The 19,631-nt window shown below is 34.8% G+C and carries 21 protein-coding genes; 12 read left to right on the forward strand and 9 right to left on the reverse strand.

Annotated features, from left to right (window positions below):
• Positions 1-3: 3 nt before the first annotated feature.
• Positions 4-1,131, forward strand: a complete 1,128-nt coding sequence (locus tag IPM62_05560; protein QQS38817.1) for a hypothetical protein — start codon at positions 4-6, stop codon at positions 1,129-1,131.
• 305 nt (positions 1,132-1,436) lie between these two features.
• Here IPM62_05560 and IPM62_05565 read toward each other — a convergent pair whose 3' ends face one another.
• Positions 1,437-1,745, reverse strand: coding sequence for a GIY-YIG nuclease family protein (locus IPM62_05565; GenBank protein QQS38818.1), 309 nt, complete (start codon positions 1,743-1,745; stop codon positions 1,437-1,439).
• A 429-nt stretch (positions 1,746-2,174) separates the two neighbouring features.
• Between IPM62_05565 and IPM62_05570 the strand changes: the two genes are divergently transcribed.
• From IPM62_05570 to IPM62_05600, 7 genes are all read left to right on the forward strand, one after another.
• Positions 2,175-2,891 carry a hypothetical protein gene (locus tag IPM62_05570; GenBank protein QQS38819.1) on the forward strand — a complete coding sequence of 239 codons (717 nt, stop codon included), beginning with the start codon at positions 2,175-2,177 and terminating at the stop codon, positions 2,889-2,891.
• A 200-nt stretch (positions 2,892-3,091) separates the two neighbouring features.
• On the forward strand, positions 3,092-3,733 hold the full coding sequence (locus IPM62_05575) for a DUF3800 domain-containing protein (protein ID QQS38820.1): 642 nt from the start codon (positions 3,092-3,094) through the stop codon (positions 3,731-3,733).
• A 171-nt stretch (positions 3,734-3,904) separates the two neighbouring features.
• Positions 3,905-4,252 carry a nucleotide pyrophosphohydrolase gene (locus IPM62_05580; protein QQS39593.1) on the forward strand — a complete coding sequence of 116 codons (348 nt, stop codon included), beginning with the start codon at positions 3,905-3,907 and terminating at the stop codon, positions 4,250-4,252.
• A complete protein-coding gene (locus IPM62_05585; GenBank protein ID QQS38821.1) occupies positions 4,249-6,171 on the forward strand; it encodes a DUF2075 domain-containing protein in 1,923 nt (640 codons plus the stop codon). Before IPM62_05580 ends, IPM62_05585 begins: the two co-directional genes overlap by 4 nt.
• Positions 6,172-6,174: 3 nt before the next feature.
• Positions 6,175-6,867 carry a DNA repair protein RadC gene (gene radC / locus IPM62_05590; protein QQS38822.1) on the forward strand — a complete coding sequence of 231 codons (693 nt, stop codon included), beginning with the start codon at positions 6,175-6,177 and terminating at the stop codon, positions 6,865-6,867.
• Between the two features lie 222 nt (positions 6,868-7,089).
• Positions 7,090-8,442 carry a hypothetical protein gene (locus IPM62_05595; protein QQS38823.1) on the forward strand — a complete coding sequence of 451 codons (1,353 nt, stop codon included), beginning with the start codon at positions 7,090-7,092 and terminating at the stop codon, positions 8,440-8,442.
• A gap of 267 nt (positions 8,443-8,709) precedes the next feature.
• Positions 8,710-9,423 carry a class I SAM-dependent methyltransferase gene (locus tag IPM62_05600; protein ID QQS38824.1) on the forward strand — a complete coding sequence of 238 codons (714 nt, stop codon included), beginning with the start codon at positions 8,710-8,712 and terminating at the stop codon, positions 9,421-9,423.
• A 177-nt stretch (positions 9,424-9,600) separates the two neighbouring features.
• On the opposite strand, the gene IPM62_05605 is transcribed toward IPM62_05600, so the two are convergent.
• On the reverse strand, positions 9,601-9,807 hold the full coding sequence (locus IPM62_05605; protein ID QQS38825.1) for a hypothetical protein: 207 nt from the start codon (positions 9,805-9,807) through the stop codon (positions 9,601-9,603).
• A gap of 127 nt (positions 9,808-9,934) precedes the next feature.
• Between IPM62_05605 and IPM62_05610 the strand changes: the two genes are divergently transcribed.
• Entirely contained in the window at positions 9,935-10,111 is a 177-nt protein-coding gene (locus IPM62_05610) for a hypothetical protein (protein QQS38826.1), read from the forward strand.
• 157 nt (positions 10,112-10,268) lie between these two features.
• Here the strand turns inward: IPM62_05610 and IPM62_05615 are convergent, their stop codons facing one another.
• Positions 10,269-10,499: a hypothetical protein gene (locus tag IPM62_05615; protein QQS38827.1), complete on the reverse strand. Its 231-nt coding sequence runs from the start codon at positions 10,497-10,499 to the stop codon at positions 10,269-10,271.
• 240 nt (positions 10,500-10,739) lie between these two features.
• On the opposite strand from IPM62_05615, the gene IPM62_05620 reads away from it, so the two are divergent.
• Entirely contained in the window at positions 10,740-11,417 is a 678-nt protein-coding gene (locus IPM62_05620) for a PD-(D/E)XK nuclease family protein (GenBank protein QQS38828.1), read from the forward strand.
• A 610-nt stretch (positions 11,418-12,027) separates the two neighbouring features.
• On the opposite strand, the gene IPM62_05625 is transcribed toward IPM62_05620, so the two are convergent.
• From IPM62_05625 to IPM62_05650, 6 genes are all read right to left on the reverse strand, one after another.
• Positions 12,028-12,546 (reverse strand): NUDIX domain-containing protein, encoded by a 519-nt coding sequence (locus IPM62_05625; protein QQS38829.1) that lies wholly within the window; start codon positions 12,544-12,546, stop codon positions 12,028-12,030.
• Between the two features lie 299 nt (positions 12,547-12,845).
• Positions 12,846-13,025 (reverse strand): hypothetical protein, encoded by a 180-nt coding sequence (locus IPM62_05630; protein QQS38830.1) that lies wholly within the window; start codon positions 13,023-13,025, stop codon positions 12,846-12,848.
• A gap of 330 nt (positions 13,026-13,355) precedes the next feature.
• On the reverse strand, positions 13,356-13,769 hold the full coding sequence (locus IPM62_05635; protein ID QQS38831.1) for an NUDIX hydrolase: 414 nt from the start codon (positions 13,767-13,769) through the stop codon (positions 13,356-13,358).
• Positions 13,770-13,829: 60 nt separating this feature from the next.
• Positions 13,830-14,174 carry a LapA family protein gene (locus IPM62_05640; GenBank protein QQS38832.1) on the reverse strand — a complete coding sequence of 115 codons (345 nt, stop codon included), beginning with the start codon at positions 14,172-14,174 and terminating at the stop codon, positions 13,830-13,832.
• Between the two features lie 294 nt (positions 14,175-14,468).
• A complete protein-coding gene (locus tag IPM62_05645) occupies positions 14,469-15,413 on the reverse strand; it encodes a hypothetical protein (protein ID QQS38833.1) in 945 nt (314 codons plus the stop codon).
• A gap of 40 nt (positions 15,414-15,453) precedes the next feature.
• Positions 15,454-17,655, reverse strand: coding sequence for a glycosyltransferase (locus tag IPM62_05650; protein ID QQS38834.1), 2,202 nt, complete (start codon positions 17,653-17,655; stop codon positions 15,454-15,456).
• A gap of 219 nt (positions 17,656-17,874) precedes the next feature.
• On the opposite strand from IPM62_05650, the gene IPM62_05655 reads away from it, so the two are divergent.
• Positions 17,875-18,438: a phosphatase PAP2 family protein gene (locus tag IPM62_05655; protein QQS38835.1), complete on the forward strand. Its 564-nt coding sequence runs from the start codon at positions 17,875-17,877 to the stop codon at positions 18,436-18,438.
• Positions 18,439-18,525: 87 nt separating this feature from the next.
• Positions 18,526-19,539 (forward strand): hypothetical protein, encoded by a 1,014-nt coding sequence (locus IPM62_05660; GenBank protein ID QQS38836.1) that lies wholly within the window; start codon positions 18,526-18,528, stop codon positions 19,537-19,539.
• The last annotated feature ends 92 nt before the right edge of the window (positions 19,540-19,631 follow it).

The following is a 19,631-nucleotide window of genomic DNA, read 5'->3' on the forward strand; positions in this document are numbered from 1 at the left end:
TATATGGGATTTTTCAATGCATTTAAAACATTCGAACTAGACGACAAGCACAAAAGTGCTATTAGCCGCCATTTTAACCCTGAAATAATTGGTGATGATGTATATGCCACAAGCCTTACAAATCTTGCGTCGTGGATGTCCAAACTATCCAAAGATAAATTACCCGATGAAGAAATACTTCTTATTACTAGTGATAACTTTGGTGAGGATGCTTTCTCGCAGACAGTGTATATCATCTCGAATAAACGCATTGTCAAATTGACAAATTTTCCCGATCCGTTTACAAATCAAAAGGTACGGATCTTTCATATCAATGAAATCGCCGATGTTCAGTTAAAGGTATATCCATCGGGACGATTCAGTGCCTATGTTCTCAATAATTCTGCTCTGCCTTTTGCAAATATGTTAGAAGGTGGCGGATCACCACCCTTGAGCTTTTTTACAAATAGCATATTTTTTGATATTAATCGAGAAGATTTGTTCCTTGAATTTGACACGGCTCTGAAAAAAGCCCGCGGGATACATGACTCACCCGATCCCTCCAAAGTTAAATCATCAGCAGATACCGACACAACTTCCTTTCAGCACCTAAAAGATTTAATCGACGCCTATGTTGAAATTAAGAAAGAGAATTTTGTCATACAGGAACGCGGGGAACTTTTGGAAGCAAGACAAGATCAGCTTGATATTGATAAAGAAATTCGCTCAATTGTAAAATCTGCAAAACTTGCCAATAACACTAATCTTATTACAGATGCGTTAAATTATTATCATACATTAACGAAAGAGTTTCCCAAACATCAATTGGATGATCTTGAGTTATTTGGCAATCGATTGTTCGGGACATTTCTAAAAGATGCAAAACGAGAAACTCTTGAAGACATGATAGACAATATCGTAAAAGCATGGAGCCAACCACTTATACTTATTATTTCCGATGAGGAATTGCAGGAATTAAACGATGAATTAACCAAAGCAGCTATTGCAAAAATTGATGCGGGAGACGAGGAAGCGATAAACCAAGCTCACAGACATTTGCTTTTGGAGGAAACAAAAAAAGATCTGTCTCCAGGTGCCCGTGCAAACATCGAAAAATTCTTACCGGCAGCCCTTGCGGGTAAATATATATAGAGCAAACTAATTAACTCTATTAAACTACCTGCCAAATAATATTTCCCGTACAACTTTCCCCTTTCTTTCTGGATTCCCTTTTTCAAGGGAATGACAACGTCTCTGTCACTCTCTGTTGTTTTCTGTCATCCTCTTCTGTTTTCTGTCATCCTCTGTTGTTTTCTGTCATCCTCAAAAAGCGTTTTGTCATTCCTGGCTTATGTTTTGTCATCCTCGCGAAGGCATATTGTCATCCCGCACTCGATGCGGGATCCAGTCCCCTTTCTTTCTGGATTCCCTTTTTCAAGGGAATGACAACGTCTCTGTCATCCCCGACTCCGATCGGGGATCCAGTCCCCAGATAAATCTTTCCACTCTGGATTAACACTCTCAATCAATTCCAGTTTCCATGTCCTATTCCATTTCTTCAATTGTTTTTCTCGTACAAGAGCAGCCTCTATATCATTAGTAACTTCAAAATATACCAGCATACTAACATTGTGTTTTTGGGTAAAACCTTTAATTAAATGATGTTTATGTTCATACATCCTTCGTTCTAAATTATTCGTGACTCCTATGTAGAGTGTCCCGTTTCTTTTACTTGCAAGAATGTAGACATAATAAGTTTTGGCCATACAAATAGTATTAATGTCTAGATTCCCTTTTTCAAGGGAATGACAAAGAGACTACGCAAACAACCAAAGGATACAGGAATGACAAAGGTGAAAAGGAATGACAATGTTGTTTTCTGTCATCCTCAAAAAGCGTTTTGTCATTCCTGGCTTATGTTTTATCATCCTCACGAAGGCATATTGTCATCCCGCACTCGATGCGGGATCCAGTGTTCTCCTGTCATCCCCCGCGAAAGCGTATTGTCATCCCGCACTCGATGCGGGATCCAGTCCCCTTTCTTTCTGGATTCCCTTTTTTCCTCCTTCGCTGATAGCTTCGGAAGGACACAGCAAGGGAATGACAAAAAGGCTGTAGAAATGACAACGACGTAAGTGGATATAACTATCAAAACTCGTGATTATTAAACCTAATTCTGCTACAATCTAATCATTATGAAAGTGTTGAAGGTACTTCTTGTCGTCTTTTTCCTCTTTGTCGTTAGCATCGTTTTAGTTATTGGATACTTGGGCTTTATTCCTGGAGTATCAAGTGTCATGGGCAGTGATAAACCACGCGATCTTGGTATGACATACTCCCAAGAAAGCTATGACAACGCCCTTGCCAAAGCTCAAACTGAGGTAAAAGAACTTCCCGCAAACTCAGTTGCATCAATTCAATACGAGGGCAGCCATTCTGTAAAAGAGTCTTTCGCCAGCGAAGAACTTACTGCACACGCTTACAATAAAACATGGGTTCACTATCCAATTTCACAAGTGCAGGTAAGGATAAACGATGATGACACGTGCGAAGTATCAGGTCTAATTGACCTTACAAAAGTTGACGCGTTTCTAAATGCATTTGGGATTAGTCAAGGTGATTACAAAAAAGCACTTGAAAAAGCAAACATTCCGATGAAAACGCTTCCTTTTTATGCAATGGGGTCAGGAACTGCTAAGGATGGAAATCTAAACATTGACGTTTCTAAATTTGAAATCGGCAGATTCTCGGTCCCTGCAAATTATATTGCAGAATACAAAGAAGAATATAATTCTTTTGGTGAAATGGTCATGGGGAAAATTGATGGCTTTTCGGTAAATGAAGCATATATTGATAACGGCCAAATAAACTTTGACGGTACTCTCCCAGACAAAGAACTGACGAAAAGGTAATTAATATTTTCTCCCCCTCCCCCTATTGGATTTATAGTTATAACATCACTTAATGCACTTACGCATTGAATATTTAGTCTGAAGAAATGAATCGACCTCGTTCCCTACTTGAACGTAAGTTCAAGACGCGCGCCATCCGGCGACAATTCGGTAACGAGGTCTTTGTAACTTTATTATACACAACTGGTATCATAAGAATAATGGCATACGTTTTTATCGACGAAAGTGGAGATTTGGGATTTAATTTCCAGAAAAAGGGAACTTCAAGCTATTTTGTGATAACTCTTTTATTTAGCTCTACCAAACGTTCTGTTGAAAAAGTAGTCAAAAAAACATTCAGAAGTTTACCCGCTAAGGTACAGCAAAAACATACAGGCTGTCTACATGCTGTGAACGAAAAACCAAAAACTCGCATTAAACTGCTGAGTCTTCTCAACAAACAAGACATCTCAATAGTCACGATATATCTTAATAAGAAAAAGGTCTATACCAGATTACAAGATGAGAAACACGTTCTCTATAATTACGTAACAAATATTTTACTAGATAGAGTCTATTCAAAGAAGCTGATTCCAACCAAAGGCCAAATACAATTAATCGCTTCTCAGAGAGAAACAAATAAGTTTCTTAATGCAAATTTTAAACAGTACTTAGAAAATCAGGCTAAAAATAATCACAAGCTAAATATTACTATTGAAATAAGACCATCCCACTCAGAAAAGGGTTTGCAAGCTGTCGATTTTGCATGTTGGGCAATTTACCGAAAAATTGAAAGGGGTGATTCTAGCTACATCAATATAATTAATAGCAGAATAATAGAAGAAAGCCCGTTGTTTCCTTAAAAAACAAAACCCTATGCGCTATTTACGAGCAACCATCCGGAAGCCCACGCATAAGGATTTACTTGTTAAATAAATTATACTTTACTTTGTCAAGAAATAACAATTCCCCCTCCCCTGCCAGATTGGTGAAAAAGTGGTAAAATAGCATCAATGAATAAGCAATTATCAGACATCCAGAAACTGACTGCGAAAATTATTAAATTTCGAGATGCTAGAGATTGGAAACAATTTCATAACCCCAAAGACGTTTCGCTCTCTTTGGTGCTAGAGGCCACAGAAGTTATGGAACATTTCCAATGGAAGAGCAACGAAGAAATAGTTGAGTATGTCAAAACTCACAAAGAAGAAATTTCAGAGGAATTGGCCGATGTAATGTACTGGATACTTTTGTTGAGCCATGATCAAAACATAAACATATTTAGTGCCTTAAAAAAGAAAATTAGAAAAAATGAGCTAAAGTATCCCGTAAAAAAAGCTAAGGGAAATGCAAAAAAATATACTGAGTTAGAAAAATTATGATCGTTTACTCTTCCACAAAAAGAAACTTCAATCTAGATGTTACGACAAATCAAATCGAAAAGTCTATATTGTCATCTTTTGTAAGAGAATTAGGGCATTCAACGGGTAAATCAGAAGTCGCATCATGGAGAAACTCCATGCTATATATGAACAATATTGTTTCGGATCCTGAAATTCCTGATGATACAGGAGTAGCAATTGAGTATAAAATTCCACGGACGACAAAAAGAATTGACTTCATATTAACTGGTGCAAATTCCGAACATAAAAAAACCGCCATACTCATCGAACTAAAACAGTGGAGCGATGGTGTTGCGATATCCGACAAAGATGGAATTGTAAGTACGAAGTTTTTCGGAGAAGTTAATCATCCCTCTTATCAAATATGGTCTTATGCAATGCTTTTGAAGGATTACAATTCCAATGTACAGGAACAAGACATTGCACTAAAACCATGTGCTTATCTACACAACTATGATCGTGACAATAATGACGGTGACACTGTCATTGAAAATGAATTTTATAACGAATATCTTACTAAAGCACCTGTTTTCTTAAGGGAAGACATGCTGAAACTTCAAACATTTATCAAAAAATATGTGAAATATGGAGATAATGGAGATGTTATATATGCAATCGAAAACGGGAAGATACGTCCATCAAAAGCGCTTGCCGACAGTTTATCTTCAATGCTTGAGGGTAACAAGGAGTTTATTTTAATTGACGATCAAAAACTAGTATACGAAACCGCATTGAAGCTTGCCAGAGAATCAAATGAAAGCAACAAGAATGTTTTGATAGTGGAAGGTGGACCGGGAACTGGCAAGTCAGTAGTTGCGATTAACTTACTCACTGAATTAACCAATCGTGGACAAGTAACACAGTACGTAACCAGAAATTCTGCACCTCGTGAAGTCTATCAGATTAAACTAACTGGGAAATTTACAAAATCTAGGATATCGAATTTATTTAGTTCATCTGGATCTTTTTACAACATTGAACAAAATACATTTGATTCTCTGATCATAGATGAAGCTCACAGACTTAATGAAAAGTCTGGATTATTTAACCATCTTGGTGAAAATCAAATCAAAGAACTAATTAGTGCTGCAAAATTTAGTGTCTTTTTCATAGACGAGGACCAAAGAGTAACTTTAAAAGACGTCGGTAATATTTCAGATATCGAAACTACCGCTGAACTACTCGGGGCAAAAGTACATAATCTTAAGTTAGCTTCTCAATTTCGCTGTAACGGATCAGATGGATATCTTGCATGGGTCGATAATACGCTACAAATTCGAGAAACGGCAAACGAAACACTAGAAGATATTGATTATGATTTTAGAGTATTAGACAATCCGAATGCTGTTCATCAATTAATTATTGAAAATAATAATGATAATAAATCCCGAGTGCTTGCAGGATACTGCTGGAATTGGGTAAGTAAAAATTCCCCAGAGTTGAAGGACATAATCATTGGTGATTACAAAGCCACTTGGAACCTTAATAAACACGGTCAAGCCTGGATTATTCATCCTGATTCCGTCAATGAGGTAGGGTGTATTCACACATCTCAAGGCCTTGAACTTGACTATGTTGGGGTTATCATTGGCCCAGATCTAGTAATTCGCGATAACGAAGTTATAACTGATGCAAGTAAACGGGCAAGAACTGATAAATCCATCTTTGGATATAAAAAGATGTTGAATCAAAATCCTGTAAAAGCCCGAGAAATCACTGACATGATAATTAAAAACACTTATCGAACTCTGATGACAAGAGGCATGAAGGGTTGCTATGTTTATTGCACAGACACAGAAACACAAGAGTATTTTCGCAATAAACTTAGATCAAAAAAAACAGCTGGTACTGATTACGGAAGTATTCCATCAGGTGTTTCCGTTAACACTGATAAGTAGTTAATGACCAAAAAAACTATTCAAAAGCATATTGGAGAAGGCCACCGAAAAAGACTGAGGGATAAATTTTTAAACGCTGGTCTTGACGGATTTTTGGATTATGAAGTTGTTGAATTACTACTAACTCTTGGCACCCCTAGAAAAGATTGTAAACAACCCGCAAAAGAAGCAGTAAAAAAATTCAAAGGACTACTGGGTGTATTGGATTCATCACTGGAGGAATTGCAACAAATAAAAGGTATTGGACCTTCAAACGCATTTGGAATCAAGCTATTTCAAGCAGTGTCTAAACGATACACTAAAGAAAAACTTACACCCACAACACTTCTTAATTCACCGCAATCAATATTTGAATATTTAAGAGAGCGAATAGGGAAAGAAAAAAAAGAACACTTTTCAATTATGTGTCTCGACACTCGCAGTAATTTAATCATCGAAGACGTATCAGTTGGAATTCTCAATGCCAGCCTTGTCCATCCTCGTGAGGTTTTCAAAAAAGCAATTCTCAATAATTCATCTTATGTTGTACTTGCACACAATCACCCGTCTGGTGATCCAACTCCGTCCAGTGATGATATTATAACTACGAGAAGACTTGTTGAATCCGGCAAGATTCTTGGCATTACAGTTGTCGATCATCTAATTATTACTAAAAATGAATTTGTCAGCTTGAAAGAGAAAGGCTTCATTCAATAGGAGCTAATCTACATAACCATCCAGTAATTCGCTCGAACCTCCAGAATGTCTAATAAAACAAAATCTTCTCTTTTCTTGGGCAACAACTATGTTACAACATCATTCACAACACATTGAAGCACAGCACTACGGCTTCGTCGTAGTGGCTATCTTTAATTGATGAAAATATTCCTATAAATATCTGACGACATGAGAAGTAATAAAATTTTGTATAATAGCGTCATGGAAGCACAGGAATTTAATAAAACAATAAAAAGTATTAGTAATTCTTCAATAAAGGAGCTTTATCTCCTTATGGATAAAAATAAATTAACTTCAGATAAGAAAATCTACGACTATTTTGTTAATACAAGTTTTGAAAAAGTTTTAGAAATCACAACTGAAGCATATATCATAACAACCACAACTAACAATTATATAAATCCATCATTATTTAACTTCTCAGCATCCATTTCCTTAAGCGGTGGAGATAAATCCTGTGGTGCATGGGAATGTAGAATAAATAAAGTACAGGAAATAGCAGCTTTTTCTTCACTTTATGCCGATACTCTGACTCTTCATAATCCTTTTGACTTTGTGTATTTCTATATAAATCCTGTAAACAACTTTCGCATTGCTGAAAGAAAATTTAGAAACGAGTCTATAGTTGCTTTTTCAATAGCATTAAACTTCAAATACCTAATTGAAAGAAAGCTAATGTTGTTTTCTAAAACAACAAATTTAATGTGTAGTGAATGTGTCACCAAAAAAGATCAATATTTATTGTCAATAGAAAATAAATTAAAAGATATTGCAAAGAACAAACTCTATCCAATTATTAATAATTTTGACATTAAATACGGAGATAATTTCTATAATTTAGAGGGGATCAAAGATATTCTTGGAGAGGAAATATTTAATCATTTCGAAGTTTTTCCTAAATATCTCATAAAAGATGGAATAAAAGTTAACAACACTAGACAATTAAAATATGATAATTATTTAATACAAAATTTAATCGGAAATGCGATAAATAGTTTGTTGTTTCAAAAATTTGGGAACATTAATGCAGTCAGTCAAACTTATCTGACAACAAATTTGTTTGAATCAAGATTATTAGAAAATCTAGGAAGTACATCGGAAAACAACACTCTGAATCTTTTAGCACATGGATTACCTGTATTACAGAGTAAATCACTTGAAGATATAATAAAAATTAGAGAAAAACATAAAGATGAATTCATCTCATTTAGAGAACATCTTTATGATATTTTAGAAAAAGCTAGTTTCTTTAAAACACAAGTTGAATATAACGCTTTTGTAAACAATAAATTATACTCTGAATTGAAAGATCTTATACAAATTCAGAATGAAGCAAAAAAGAAATTTATAAGAAAAGGATTCATTACAGGAGTTTTTTTGAGTGCTATTGCTATCCCAACAGCAATAGATCCATCTACCAAAGATATTATATCAACACTCTTAACTATATATAATTGTAAGGAATTTTATAATAGCGTTACTGAAAAAGAAAAACAAATTACTGAATTGCCTATATATTTCTATTTTAGACTTACAGAATCTTTGTCTGAATAAAGTATATTTACTAAAATGTGAACGTTAATGACCGCAGCCTCAAGAAAAGACCATACTTTACCCCTTAGTCACCACATTTTCGTCATTCGCGCTTACTCTTGGGAATCCTTGTTATAATTCACTAAACTGAACCGAGGGTAATAATCTACATATTACTCAACAACTCTAATTAATTACTTACCAAAGCACAAGAGGCGTAGGAACAATATCGTCAATTTGACCCTATAGTGCGTATTTTGTGCTCATCTATAGTATAATTTGCATATTATGACAATTGAGATAAACGGTAAAGAATATAACACTTATCAAGCCAGAAGGGGTCAAAAATACATTGATTCATTATTCCTTGAGTCACGAACAAAAAATAAACCCCTTGATAACGCGATAAGACAAGTATTGCAACAACAAGTAGAGTCAATACATGGACCGATTGAGTTTTATGCGCACGACTCAGCTGATGTCAGTGAACCTCGAATTGTCACACTAAAAAATGTGAATAGATCAACGGGTGGATTTAGATCATTTTTTGCAGACGGTGCGAGAGTACTTGATATCGGTAGCGGAGCAGGTTTAGCAGTAAGTGAGTTTTCTATGGCTTTTCCTAAAACAGACTTCATCGGGGTGGATAATGGTTACACATCAGAGTTAGTTCCAGCCTATCCTGATTATGGTAAGTTTGTTTGTGCTGATTGGAACAACTTACCGTTTGCACCAAATACTTTTACCGGTTTTTTGTCAGCAGAATCATTTCCCAAACATGCTGTTCCGATAGAAAAGCATGCGGCGACTTTTCAGCAAATAACAAGAATTGCTCAACCTGGGGCCGTTTGGAGAGGAACAAATCAAGATAATTTGCAAATATCGTTTGGCCATAAAAATACAAATTATCGTAGAGAGTTTCTAGATAATATGCATCAAAACGGATGGGATGTATTTTTGACAAATCATATATTTATCGCAAAGCTTACAGGTAAACAATAATCGTTTAACCAGCCCCAGATGGAGATGATGATGGAATCCCTTGTGAATATTTGTGTAGGTAATTAAATCCCACAATGCCCTTTCGTTATATTGGGGAGCTACACACCCGTCGGGTGAGCTATTGGCTGACAAAGTTAAAATACCTCTTCAATACGTTATAAACTAGCTAAATTATTATCACGTTTCGGAACCAGAAGGCGTTTTTTCAGATTTACCAAGTTCTTTTCTCCAGTCCATGACTTGTTTGAAAACCCTTTCTTTCGTTCGATCACTAATTTCGGGTGAAGCATGTATCTCAAGGAGAAAACTTTGGGCTAATAAAGATCCTGGAGTTGCCACTACACCACCTACTTTTCCAGGCTTATCTTTATTTTCTGCTGTCATACCGCAATTATACACATAGTGTAAGATAGTACAAATAATTACATACCCCTCGGGTGAACTACGACTTTCGTATCAGGTCAAAATCAATCTTGTAATAATAACTTAAACAATCTACAATTCCCACATTATGAGAAGAGAAGTATTACTTGATGACTATGACGCCGCACAAGTCGCAGCCGCCGAAGAACTATATAAACGACGTAAGTCCGGTTTCGTACCTGGTTTGGGCGGGTTAGTTAACGAACTTTCAAAGGTAAGTGACCACAGAAAGGTCGAAGGGGTAATTTCTGGTTGGGATAACTGAAAGCATTTTAGACTTCCCGAACCAAAAATAAAAACTCAAATTGATTGGTACTAATCAATGATTATCGTTTTTCCAGCAGAGACAATAAACAGCATCTTTTGTGGAAATTTGTGTAAATAATAAATTAGGAGAATTATATCAGTAGAAATTAGGTTGATTAAACCACAGGACACCCTTTACATCTGCTTATCCCATTTTTTCGTCTTTCTAAAGTTTTTATTTGTCTTTGCATATCACCTGCTCTTTTACCAAGTGCAATAACTTGATCAAGATCATTTGAATTTTGTATCCTTGTGCCTATTCCATCTAATAATAGATTTAATCCGTTAATTTCGTTCGCTAGTCCGACAACCGGACATTCATTATGGCCTGGCAATTCACAACTCATACCTATAGTATAGACCAAAACTATATAAATTCAACAAATAATTTTACCCAATTAACCCGATTTAGAAAATTGTTGAAACTTCTACAAGCTTACGCTTAAGGATCTTAGAATAAGAAGTGGTACACAAGTTTTTAAAAATGTTTTGTATTCAAACTAACTTAAATAGGCAATATTTTCCCAAACTTTGGCAAACAACAATCAAAAGAGTTAAAATAGAGATAATATCTATTGTAAATTAATATGGATTACAAATTATCACCATCAGATTTTGCATATCTTTACGAAGAATGTAAATTATGTTATTGCCTTAAAATTAAACAAGGTATTTATCAACCAAGCATGCCGATGCCCGGAGTTTTCTCGGCAATAAATACAAGACTTCAGGGAAAACTGGTAGGAATAAATCTTAAAGAACTATCCTCTGACTTACCGGATGGTGAAGTAATTGCGCAGGAAGGTTGGGTCGAGTCAATTCTGGTTCCCGATACCTCGGTTTTTATTAAAGGAAAATATGATTTATTAGTTAAAAATCCGGACGGCACACATACTTTGGTTGATCTAAAAATCAGCCAACAAAGTGATGACAAAATAGATAAGTACAAAACTCAATTAACCGCATATAAATTTGCTTTAGAAAATCCTAAGTCGGGAAATCCGATAAGTATCACAAAGATTGCTTTGCTTATTTTTTATCCGGATCAAGTTACTTTCAGAAATAATATTGCTGATGTTGGCTTCCCGCCAAAATGGTTAGAAGTTCCAATTGATGAAAGCACATTTTTTACATTCATCAAAGAAGTAGATAATTTACTAATAGGTCCACTGCCGAAAGAGAGTATTAATTGCAAATGGTGTCAGTATAGACACATTAACGAAACACTTATTTCTGACAAAAATACACAAGATATTCCTTTTTGAAATTAGCATTTAATTATTTACTACTTCAATCGTGATACACTTTGAAAGATTTATCACACCACAATGGAAATAATAATTGAGTCTCAAATCGGCAAAACTAAAGGTGATAAATTTCTGATAGTATTGATTTTAGAGCTATACTACTTCGTACGACGCTACTCTCAGAATCTTTCTGAAAACTACAAAGAAATAAGATCAATGAGTGTTTTTTCCGAATTTAATTTTAATTACAATCAAGCAATTCACCCCTTTGTTTTGTATTCGCTGTTAATTCCGGTTGTTATAATTATTTTAGTATGGAGTTTTTTGTACTTTGAGTTAGGCCTCTTGTTGGGTGTTTTATATTTTATTTTTATAATTATTGTACTAATTGCTAGCATGCTAATTATGAGCTTGAAGTTTATAATTGACACACTCATATCAAGCTATTGTTATTTTTTGAGTTTTATTATAACTAGCATTTCCGCCTTTAGTGATTTTATAAAAATGTTGAAAAGGATTATATGACACACTTTTAAACACAATGGCAATTTACACATTGGAAATTGGGAATAATATTTAAAAGAGTTATAAATTAAAAAGTGTCGGGGAGAAATAGTAAAAGAGATGTTTATATATTTAATATAGAAAACATCTCTTTTTCGTAACCTGGACTAATCCAGTCCTCATGCTTTTTGTAAAGAAGATAGTTTCTTACAGTTTTTAAATCAAGAAACTTTACCGCTTCTACTTCATCTTCTTCGCGTACAATTTCATGAAGCTGAAAATCGGTTTTCCAATAGAATACCGCGCGATACTCTTTGTATTCGTTGGCTTTATAGATTTTGACAAGTTGCAAATCAGATACATTCACAGGTAATCCGGTTTCTTCTTGAACTTCTCTCACTGCACCCGTAAAGTAATTATCGTCCGGTCCAATATGACCGCCAACGATAACTTCCCATTTACCGGCACCATTATCTTTTTTGAACGATCTTTGCTGACATAGCACCTGGTTCTTGTCATTTAATACCCAGACGTGAGCAGTTCTTCTCCAATAGTCATTGGAAAATACCTCATGTCTTGGTAGTGGTTTTTGTGGTGTGTCGTATTCATCAACAACACATAACAATTCATTTTTATTTATCAATTTTTATCACCTCCTTTTTGTGATTAAAAGGGTTTGAAGATAATTTCCTTCCGCATGTTCACATGCAGTAAATATCTTTATTCTTTTTATCTTTCGGTATTGTAGCACATCCACCATACAATAAATCAAGTGACAAATTATTGACTCGATTACAGTCGTTAGATTGACGACACAAAAAAATCTCGACACAAGTCGGTTTTATAATTACATTGCATACCCCCAATTGTCATTGACAAATTACTTCGACAACAAAACAGGCATCGCAAACTAACGTATGGTAAGCGTTAACTTTCTATGAATTATTTCTTCAGACGCTCTGCGTCTTCTTTTGAAAGAATTTTAAATAATTTAAGTTCCTTTCCATCTTTTGTAGTAACTGCTTTTGCGGCTAGTTTTCCGTTTTTCATTGTAACGACTTCAACTGCGCTTTCCGGAACTTCAACACTTTCTCTAATTTGTACACTGTAAAATTTAATCATGCTTTATCACCTCCTTTTATTGGTGCACCACCACCTTGGGTAGTGGTGCACAATGTATTGTGAGAAATTGCGAGAATCTCGCTTTCTATTTATACGCAACCATGTTGCTTTTGTCAACTAAAAGAAAATGGTCATGCTTTCATGTAAGTTTAAATTGAATTTGAAAATCACTAACGATTGTAAACTGCAATAAAATATAGCTGATGAAATTCCGCTAACGAAAGTTATATATACCAAACTAGATGGTTTTGATATTTAGTTTAAGTATCTAACCAAGGAGCAATCTAACATTCTTTAAAAACTACTTTAAGTAATAGTTATTAGATCGATCTACCTACGCACTTTACCAGAGATCCGTTGTTCGTATGCTTGATATATAAAATGTTTAATATCATCGGATATTTTCGGAAGTTGATCCGTTTTAAAAAGCTTAGCTTTAGCAACTTCGTTCGACTCTTTGAATTCTCCTCCTATAAATTCACCTGTGTATAATATTTCCAAACGTGCTGAATCTCTGTCAGTTCTTATTTTGAATTTTCTATCAACACTTACAACCAGTCCCGACTCTTCTGTTACCTCGCATTCGAGAGCATCTTTGGGATGTTCTTTGGAATTAATATAACCCGAAGGAATTCCCCATTTATCACCATTTCTAAATTCATGCTTAAACAAAAGTACTCTATTTTTATTATCGAAAAATATTCCAGCGGTAGCTACCAAAAATTCATCATGAAATATTCTCATTATGAATAGTTGTAATTTTTTAAAAGGGAATATTTTCCAAATATATTTAAGCATGAGTTATCATAAAGAATCTTCGTCATAGTCATTATTACCCGCTTTTGTCCTTAATCTTTCATTTTCCAATTCAATTTTATGCAAATCTTTAGTTAACTCTGCAATTCTTTTGTTGGCTTCTTTAATATCTTTCTCTTTACTACCAATGGTAAAGTAAGTCGACATGAAGCGAAGAAAATATAGAACTGCTGTCAACAGCATGCCTATTGCAGCAGATATAAGTACCACCAAATAGATGGGACTATTGGTAAGTTGATAAAAACCAAAATTTACACTAATTTGATTTGTATTAATTGTTGCAAAATAAGCAAAAACTACACCAAACACTACTACGAATATTGAAGTTAACATTATAAGGTGATTATACTATACATTTTGAAATATTTATTTTGTTATGTAATATGATTAACACTTGGTATAACTTGTACTTTCTTTTCTAAATTCGATGCAGCAGCAACATGTTTACGTATAAAAGCACGTGTGTTTTATTTTTCGTTAACTGTTTACCATGAAGTTAATACTCCCTCAGATTGTCAAATATATACTCACCTTCTTTTTTAAAGTTTGAGGTGAAAATCACTTACCTAGTGAATGACTTGGTGCCGCCTTACGGGAACCATATCTTTAATTAATTTATAGTTTGTTTTAGAACAATCCTTCCTTTAATTCCGCAATCGATAAGACAACTTCAAACGTAGCCATATCACCTACATTTACAAAAAGTGAAAGCGAGTCTTTATCACCTTTTTTAATTATTCCTCCGCACGAATACACGACACGTCGATGTGAATGTAATTCGTTAACCAGAGGCTTGCCATCAGCTTTGATAAAATTATCAGGAGTAATGATTGGATCTTCGGCCACTTTTACTTCAAATTTATCATTATTACGCGTGAGTTTTGCCCGTCCAATACTGTAAATATATTTTTTAATACCATGTATTTTATGTATTGAAATACCGTGAATAATGAATAGCGCCTCCGTTTCATTTATCCAAATAGGTGGCATGGTGGTTCCTATCCGCCATTTTGCCCAATATAAATCTTTCGGAAATTCGATATCACCAAGCTTACGAGGTAGTTGATGATGAAGTGCAAACGCCAATATTTTATGATTATACTTGCGATTCTCGGGTCGGAAAAAATAAGTCACATTATCTACTGGTGTCATATTTTTTCCCGGTCCGAATGTGTTGATAATTAAATAAGGAGGAAGTTCTTCTTTCCACGTACTGTGTGAATCGATTTTAATTATTGCGGGAAATGGAATAGGATGGCCTTTTTTGTCCCGTAAAACCGCTGTAACACCAATAAGAAGATTTTCATTTTGCAATTCGATTACTCTGGGATCCTCTAAATTTACACCTTCATACACAGGTTTCCAGATGAGACGCGTGTTAACAATTTTCCCTAAACTGTCTAATTCAAACAATTTTAACACTCCCGTATCCGGTTCTCCCTCACCCCCTGCTTTTCTTACTTCTCTTCCTATAAAATATATTGATTCACCATGTAGACTCTGCCATGCTGCCATATTATAACGAGACACTTTGCTCTCTGGAAAAATATTCTTTATTTTCTTAATTTTCATATATTATTTTTTTCAACTTGTTTTCTCACTTTCAATAAGTTTAATTGTTTTCATTTCCAATAAGACCAGAATTGTTATATAAATTAAGTTCCGATACTACAATCCGTGATAACAAATATGAAACTAACGACTCCGCTCCTTGATTTAAATTGATCCTATCCGGATGAATACCATCATAACAGCCACCGTTTTGATAATTGTATAGCGGAAGATTCAAACTATTATTGCCCAAAAACCAACTAAAGGAAATTGCCATCAAATTTAGATAATTATCGTCATGTGTTATTTTATACGCTGTTGATAATGCCAATATCATAGCTGCAGGATCTTCGGGTTGTTGGTCAAAGTTGCTTCTTTTTTGATTGTTTTTGTACCAATAAGAATGGCCAATTGGAATGTATCGGTTAGACGAAAATGTTTTATTAATAAGAAATGTTAATGCAGCTATTCCTTTTTCAAGGTATATTTTTCTTCCCGTTATTTTACTTGCAATTAGTAACGCCTCAGGTATCACAGCATTGTTGTAGCCCAAATAATCCGCAAACCAATTCCAAGATTTAATCGAATTTTTCGAATATTGGGTAACCAGAGAATCCGCGTGATCAATTATTTTAATTAGTAGTTCTTTGCGAAACTTGGGATATGCAGTCGATACTAGTGCAAACGATTTAATGATGAAAGCCGACGAACGAACATGTCTTAGCTCTGGTGTCAAAGGAAGCGCTTTGATAAATATTTCCTTTGCCATATTTCGTATGACCAAAGAGTTGTTTTTGTTACTCATAACTTCACCGACAGCCCATATTGCTCGTGACGATGAATCGTCTAAATCTTCACTTTTATTTTGGGGGGTCGCTTTTTTGTGTAAATAATCTAAATAATTGATAAAGCTACCGTCTTGCGATTGGCATTTTTTAATAAATGTAAGATATTTTTTCATTTGTATTTCTAAATTATTCAACAAGCTAGTATTCATCCAACTACATATAACCAATGCGCGCGCGTTGTCATCCAACGTATAACCATATTCCTTGCTTGGTTTGTCTAGCTTCGCAAATTGAAACAGACCAAAACCGTCAGTCATATTATTAAGATGTGTAAAGTTTATCTCCGGTAATATATTTTGTTTTAATAGATTCGAATATTGAAGTGCGACATTACTCCATAGCATAGAACGTGTTTGCATATAAGCGTTTTTATGTTTGTTTTCAAGTTCCAACTTGTCACTGAGTAAATTATTTAAAGCTTTGGTGTAGGCATCGGAATCCATAATGGGAACAAGAATTCCCGTATCTTCATTTACAATTTCTTTCGCCTGAGCGAATTCGGTACTAACAACCGCTCTTCCCGTTCCTAGGGCATACGACAATGTTCCACTTACGGCTTGATTGACATTTATGGAAGTGGAAATGTAAATATCTGTTGCTTTCAAAAATTGAATTAGATCTTTTAATGTTAGGTACTGATTATAAAATCTAACATGATTTTCTAATTGTAATTCTGCAACAAGACTTACTAATTCTTTCCGGTAACTTTCCCCTTCATTTTGTTGAACCACTGGATGAGTTTGTCCTAAAACCAGATATAATATATTCGGGTGTCTTTTTACAAGCTCGGGAAGTGCTTGTATTACATATTCGATACCCTTTCCTCTACTTAATAACCCAAATGTCGACATGATACTCAAGTTACTTTTTAATTTCAGTTTCTGTTTGGCAGCCTTAGTTGTAGAAAAAGCAGCATAATGAACACCATGTGAAATTACATATACCTTTCCTTTCGATTTTGGATACAGTGTCTCCAATAAACTTTTTGAGCTTTGAGTCAAAACGACGATAATGTTTGCACGATTAATTAATCTACCAGTAACACTTTTCATATTGTCGGAAGGGTTGGGTAAAACAGTGTGCAGCGTTATTAGTATGGGTTTTTCGCACGCTTCAATAAATGAAAGAATATATTCGCCGTCATTGCCACCGTAAATCCCATATTCATGTTGAATCATGACACCGCTAATCCCTGCATCATTATTAAAAATTTGGGCTAGATTTTTATATTCGGCTATGGCGTTCTGATTAATTTCCCATTTTACTTCCGAAGGATATATAAATTTATCAAGAGGTGAAAAATTCATCGCCGCAACTTTGCATTGGACATCCTTCCCTAAAAGCTTTTGACTTGAGTTTAATAAATCCTGATTAAATGTTGCTATACCGCATTCACGGGGAGGATATGTTCCCATGAAAACAACTGTGGGTTGTGTTATCAAAGTACTCCTTGATTATACCCCAGAACCCCAAATTAAACTAAATTTTCCATATATAAATTAGAATATATCAATACTAGCTTGCGTTGTTACTTTATATTTGAATATTCGACCCGTCGAGGAATTTTTCTACTATTAGCCCTTAATTGTTGCATTGCAACTTTGCACTTACTTTATCTTGGGTATAATAAGAAAATGGGACAAATTCCTTTCTTAACCTTGTTGGCGTTATTGTCATTTCTGGGTTATTTTTATACCAACAAACGTCCGTATAAGTATGAATTTAAAACTAAAATTGACGATCGACTTAAACTAATTCCGGTATTTGTTATTCCATATCTATCACTGTTCCCGCTTCTTGTCGTTACGTATTTGTCTTTAGATCATATTTCTTTACTAAAGTTCTTATTGGCATTAATCGTGGTAAATGTTACGTCCTCACTCTTCTGGTTTTACATTCCCAACGGAGTCAGACGTTACAAGGTCGACAAATACGATACCCTGTCAAAAATAATTAATTACATATATATCCACGATGGTGATACAAATGGCTTTCCGTCGGCACACGTTTTCTTAAGTACTATCTGCACATACTATTTATATAGTAATTACAACAATCTAGCGTACATTATTCTCGGTTTAATTATTATTCTCTCAACCGTATTTATAAAACAACACTACGTTGTCGACATACTGGGTGGATTGCTTTTTGCTACAATTGCACTGGTTACCTCCGGTTTACTATTGGCAAATTATTAGGACGAACAAACAGTCATACTTTGGGATATTTGAAATTAATTTAAGCCTCTCTTTCATTGTCAATTGCCGGTACTGTATCATTAACGTATGAAAATAAAAGTCCCAGGATATCTGACTGACAAATTCGTACCTGACTTAAACGCAGTTAATCTCTTAGAGTATTTTTTGATATCAGCTATCAGCGCGTTTCTTGTTATCCGGCTGTTTCTCGGACTTACAGGTTTTCCCATTATTGGTGGTGATGAACTCCATTTTGCACACATGCTCTGGGGCGGGATCTTTATGCTTCTTGCCATCATTGTGTATTCGACATTTATAAATACCCACAGCAAAACAGTTGGGGCGATACTCGGAGGAATTGGATTTGGTACATTTATCGATGAATTGGGAAAATTCATAACTGCCGACAACGATTACTTTTACAAACCGACAATTGCATTAATCTATATCATATTTATTTTTATCTTTCTTTTTATTCGTTGGATTTCCTCAATCAGTGAATACTCATCAAAAACATATCTGGCAAATTCTATCGAGGTTCTGAGAGAATTGGTTATCTTGGATCTTGATATCAGCGAAAGAAAGCGAGCTTTAAAGTATTTAAAAAAGTGCGATTCTGGAAATTATATTGTCAATATGCTTAAAGACATTATCGAAAAAACTACAGCCGCACCCCCAAGTAAATCTTTCTATATTACAATTACGTTACTACTTTTCGGGTGGTACAAAAATACTCTCCATGCAAAGTTTATTTCACAAAGTCTAATACTATTCTTTATAATTACAACCCTCTCCAATTCATTTTTGGCAATTTATAGATTGTATTATTGGTCGGATCATTCTTTTAGTGACCTTGGGACTTTTTTCTCTTCGATAATCGTTGGTGTGTTTGTTGTTCTGGCTATCCGTTTTTATCTTAAGGGCAAACGTCTTCATATGTATTACTACCTCCAACACGCCTCACTAGTCGCCATCTTGTTTCTGCAATTCTTTCTATTTCTTCAAAACGAAATGACAGCATTTTTTTCATTTGTTATGTTTCTCTCAATCTACCTTGTAATTAAATATGCAATCGAAGCTGAACGAAGATATAAGATTTGAACTATACATTCTAGTTCGCTGCTAAATTAAAATTTCTAAAAAATACCATTTCACACGTACCCAGTGATGCAGATAACGGGTGTCGCGTAAAT

The organism is Candidatus Woesebacteria bacterium (assembly GCA_016700095.1).
Classification (GTDB): Bacteria; Patescibacteriota; Microgenomatia; order UBA8517; family UBA8517.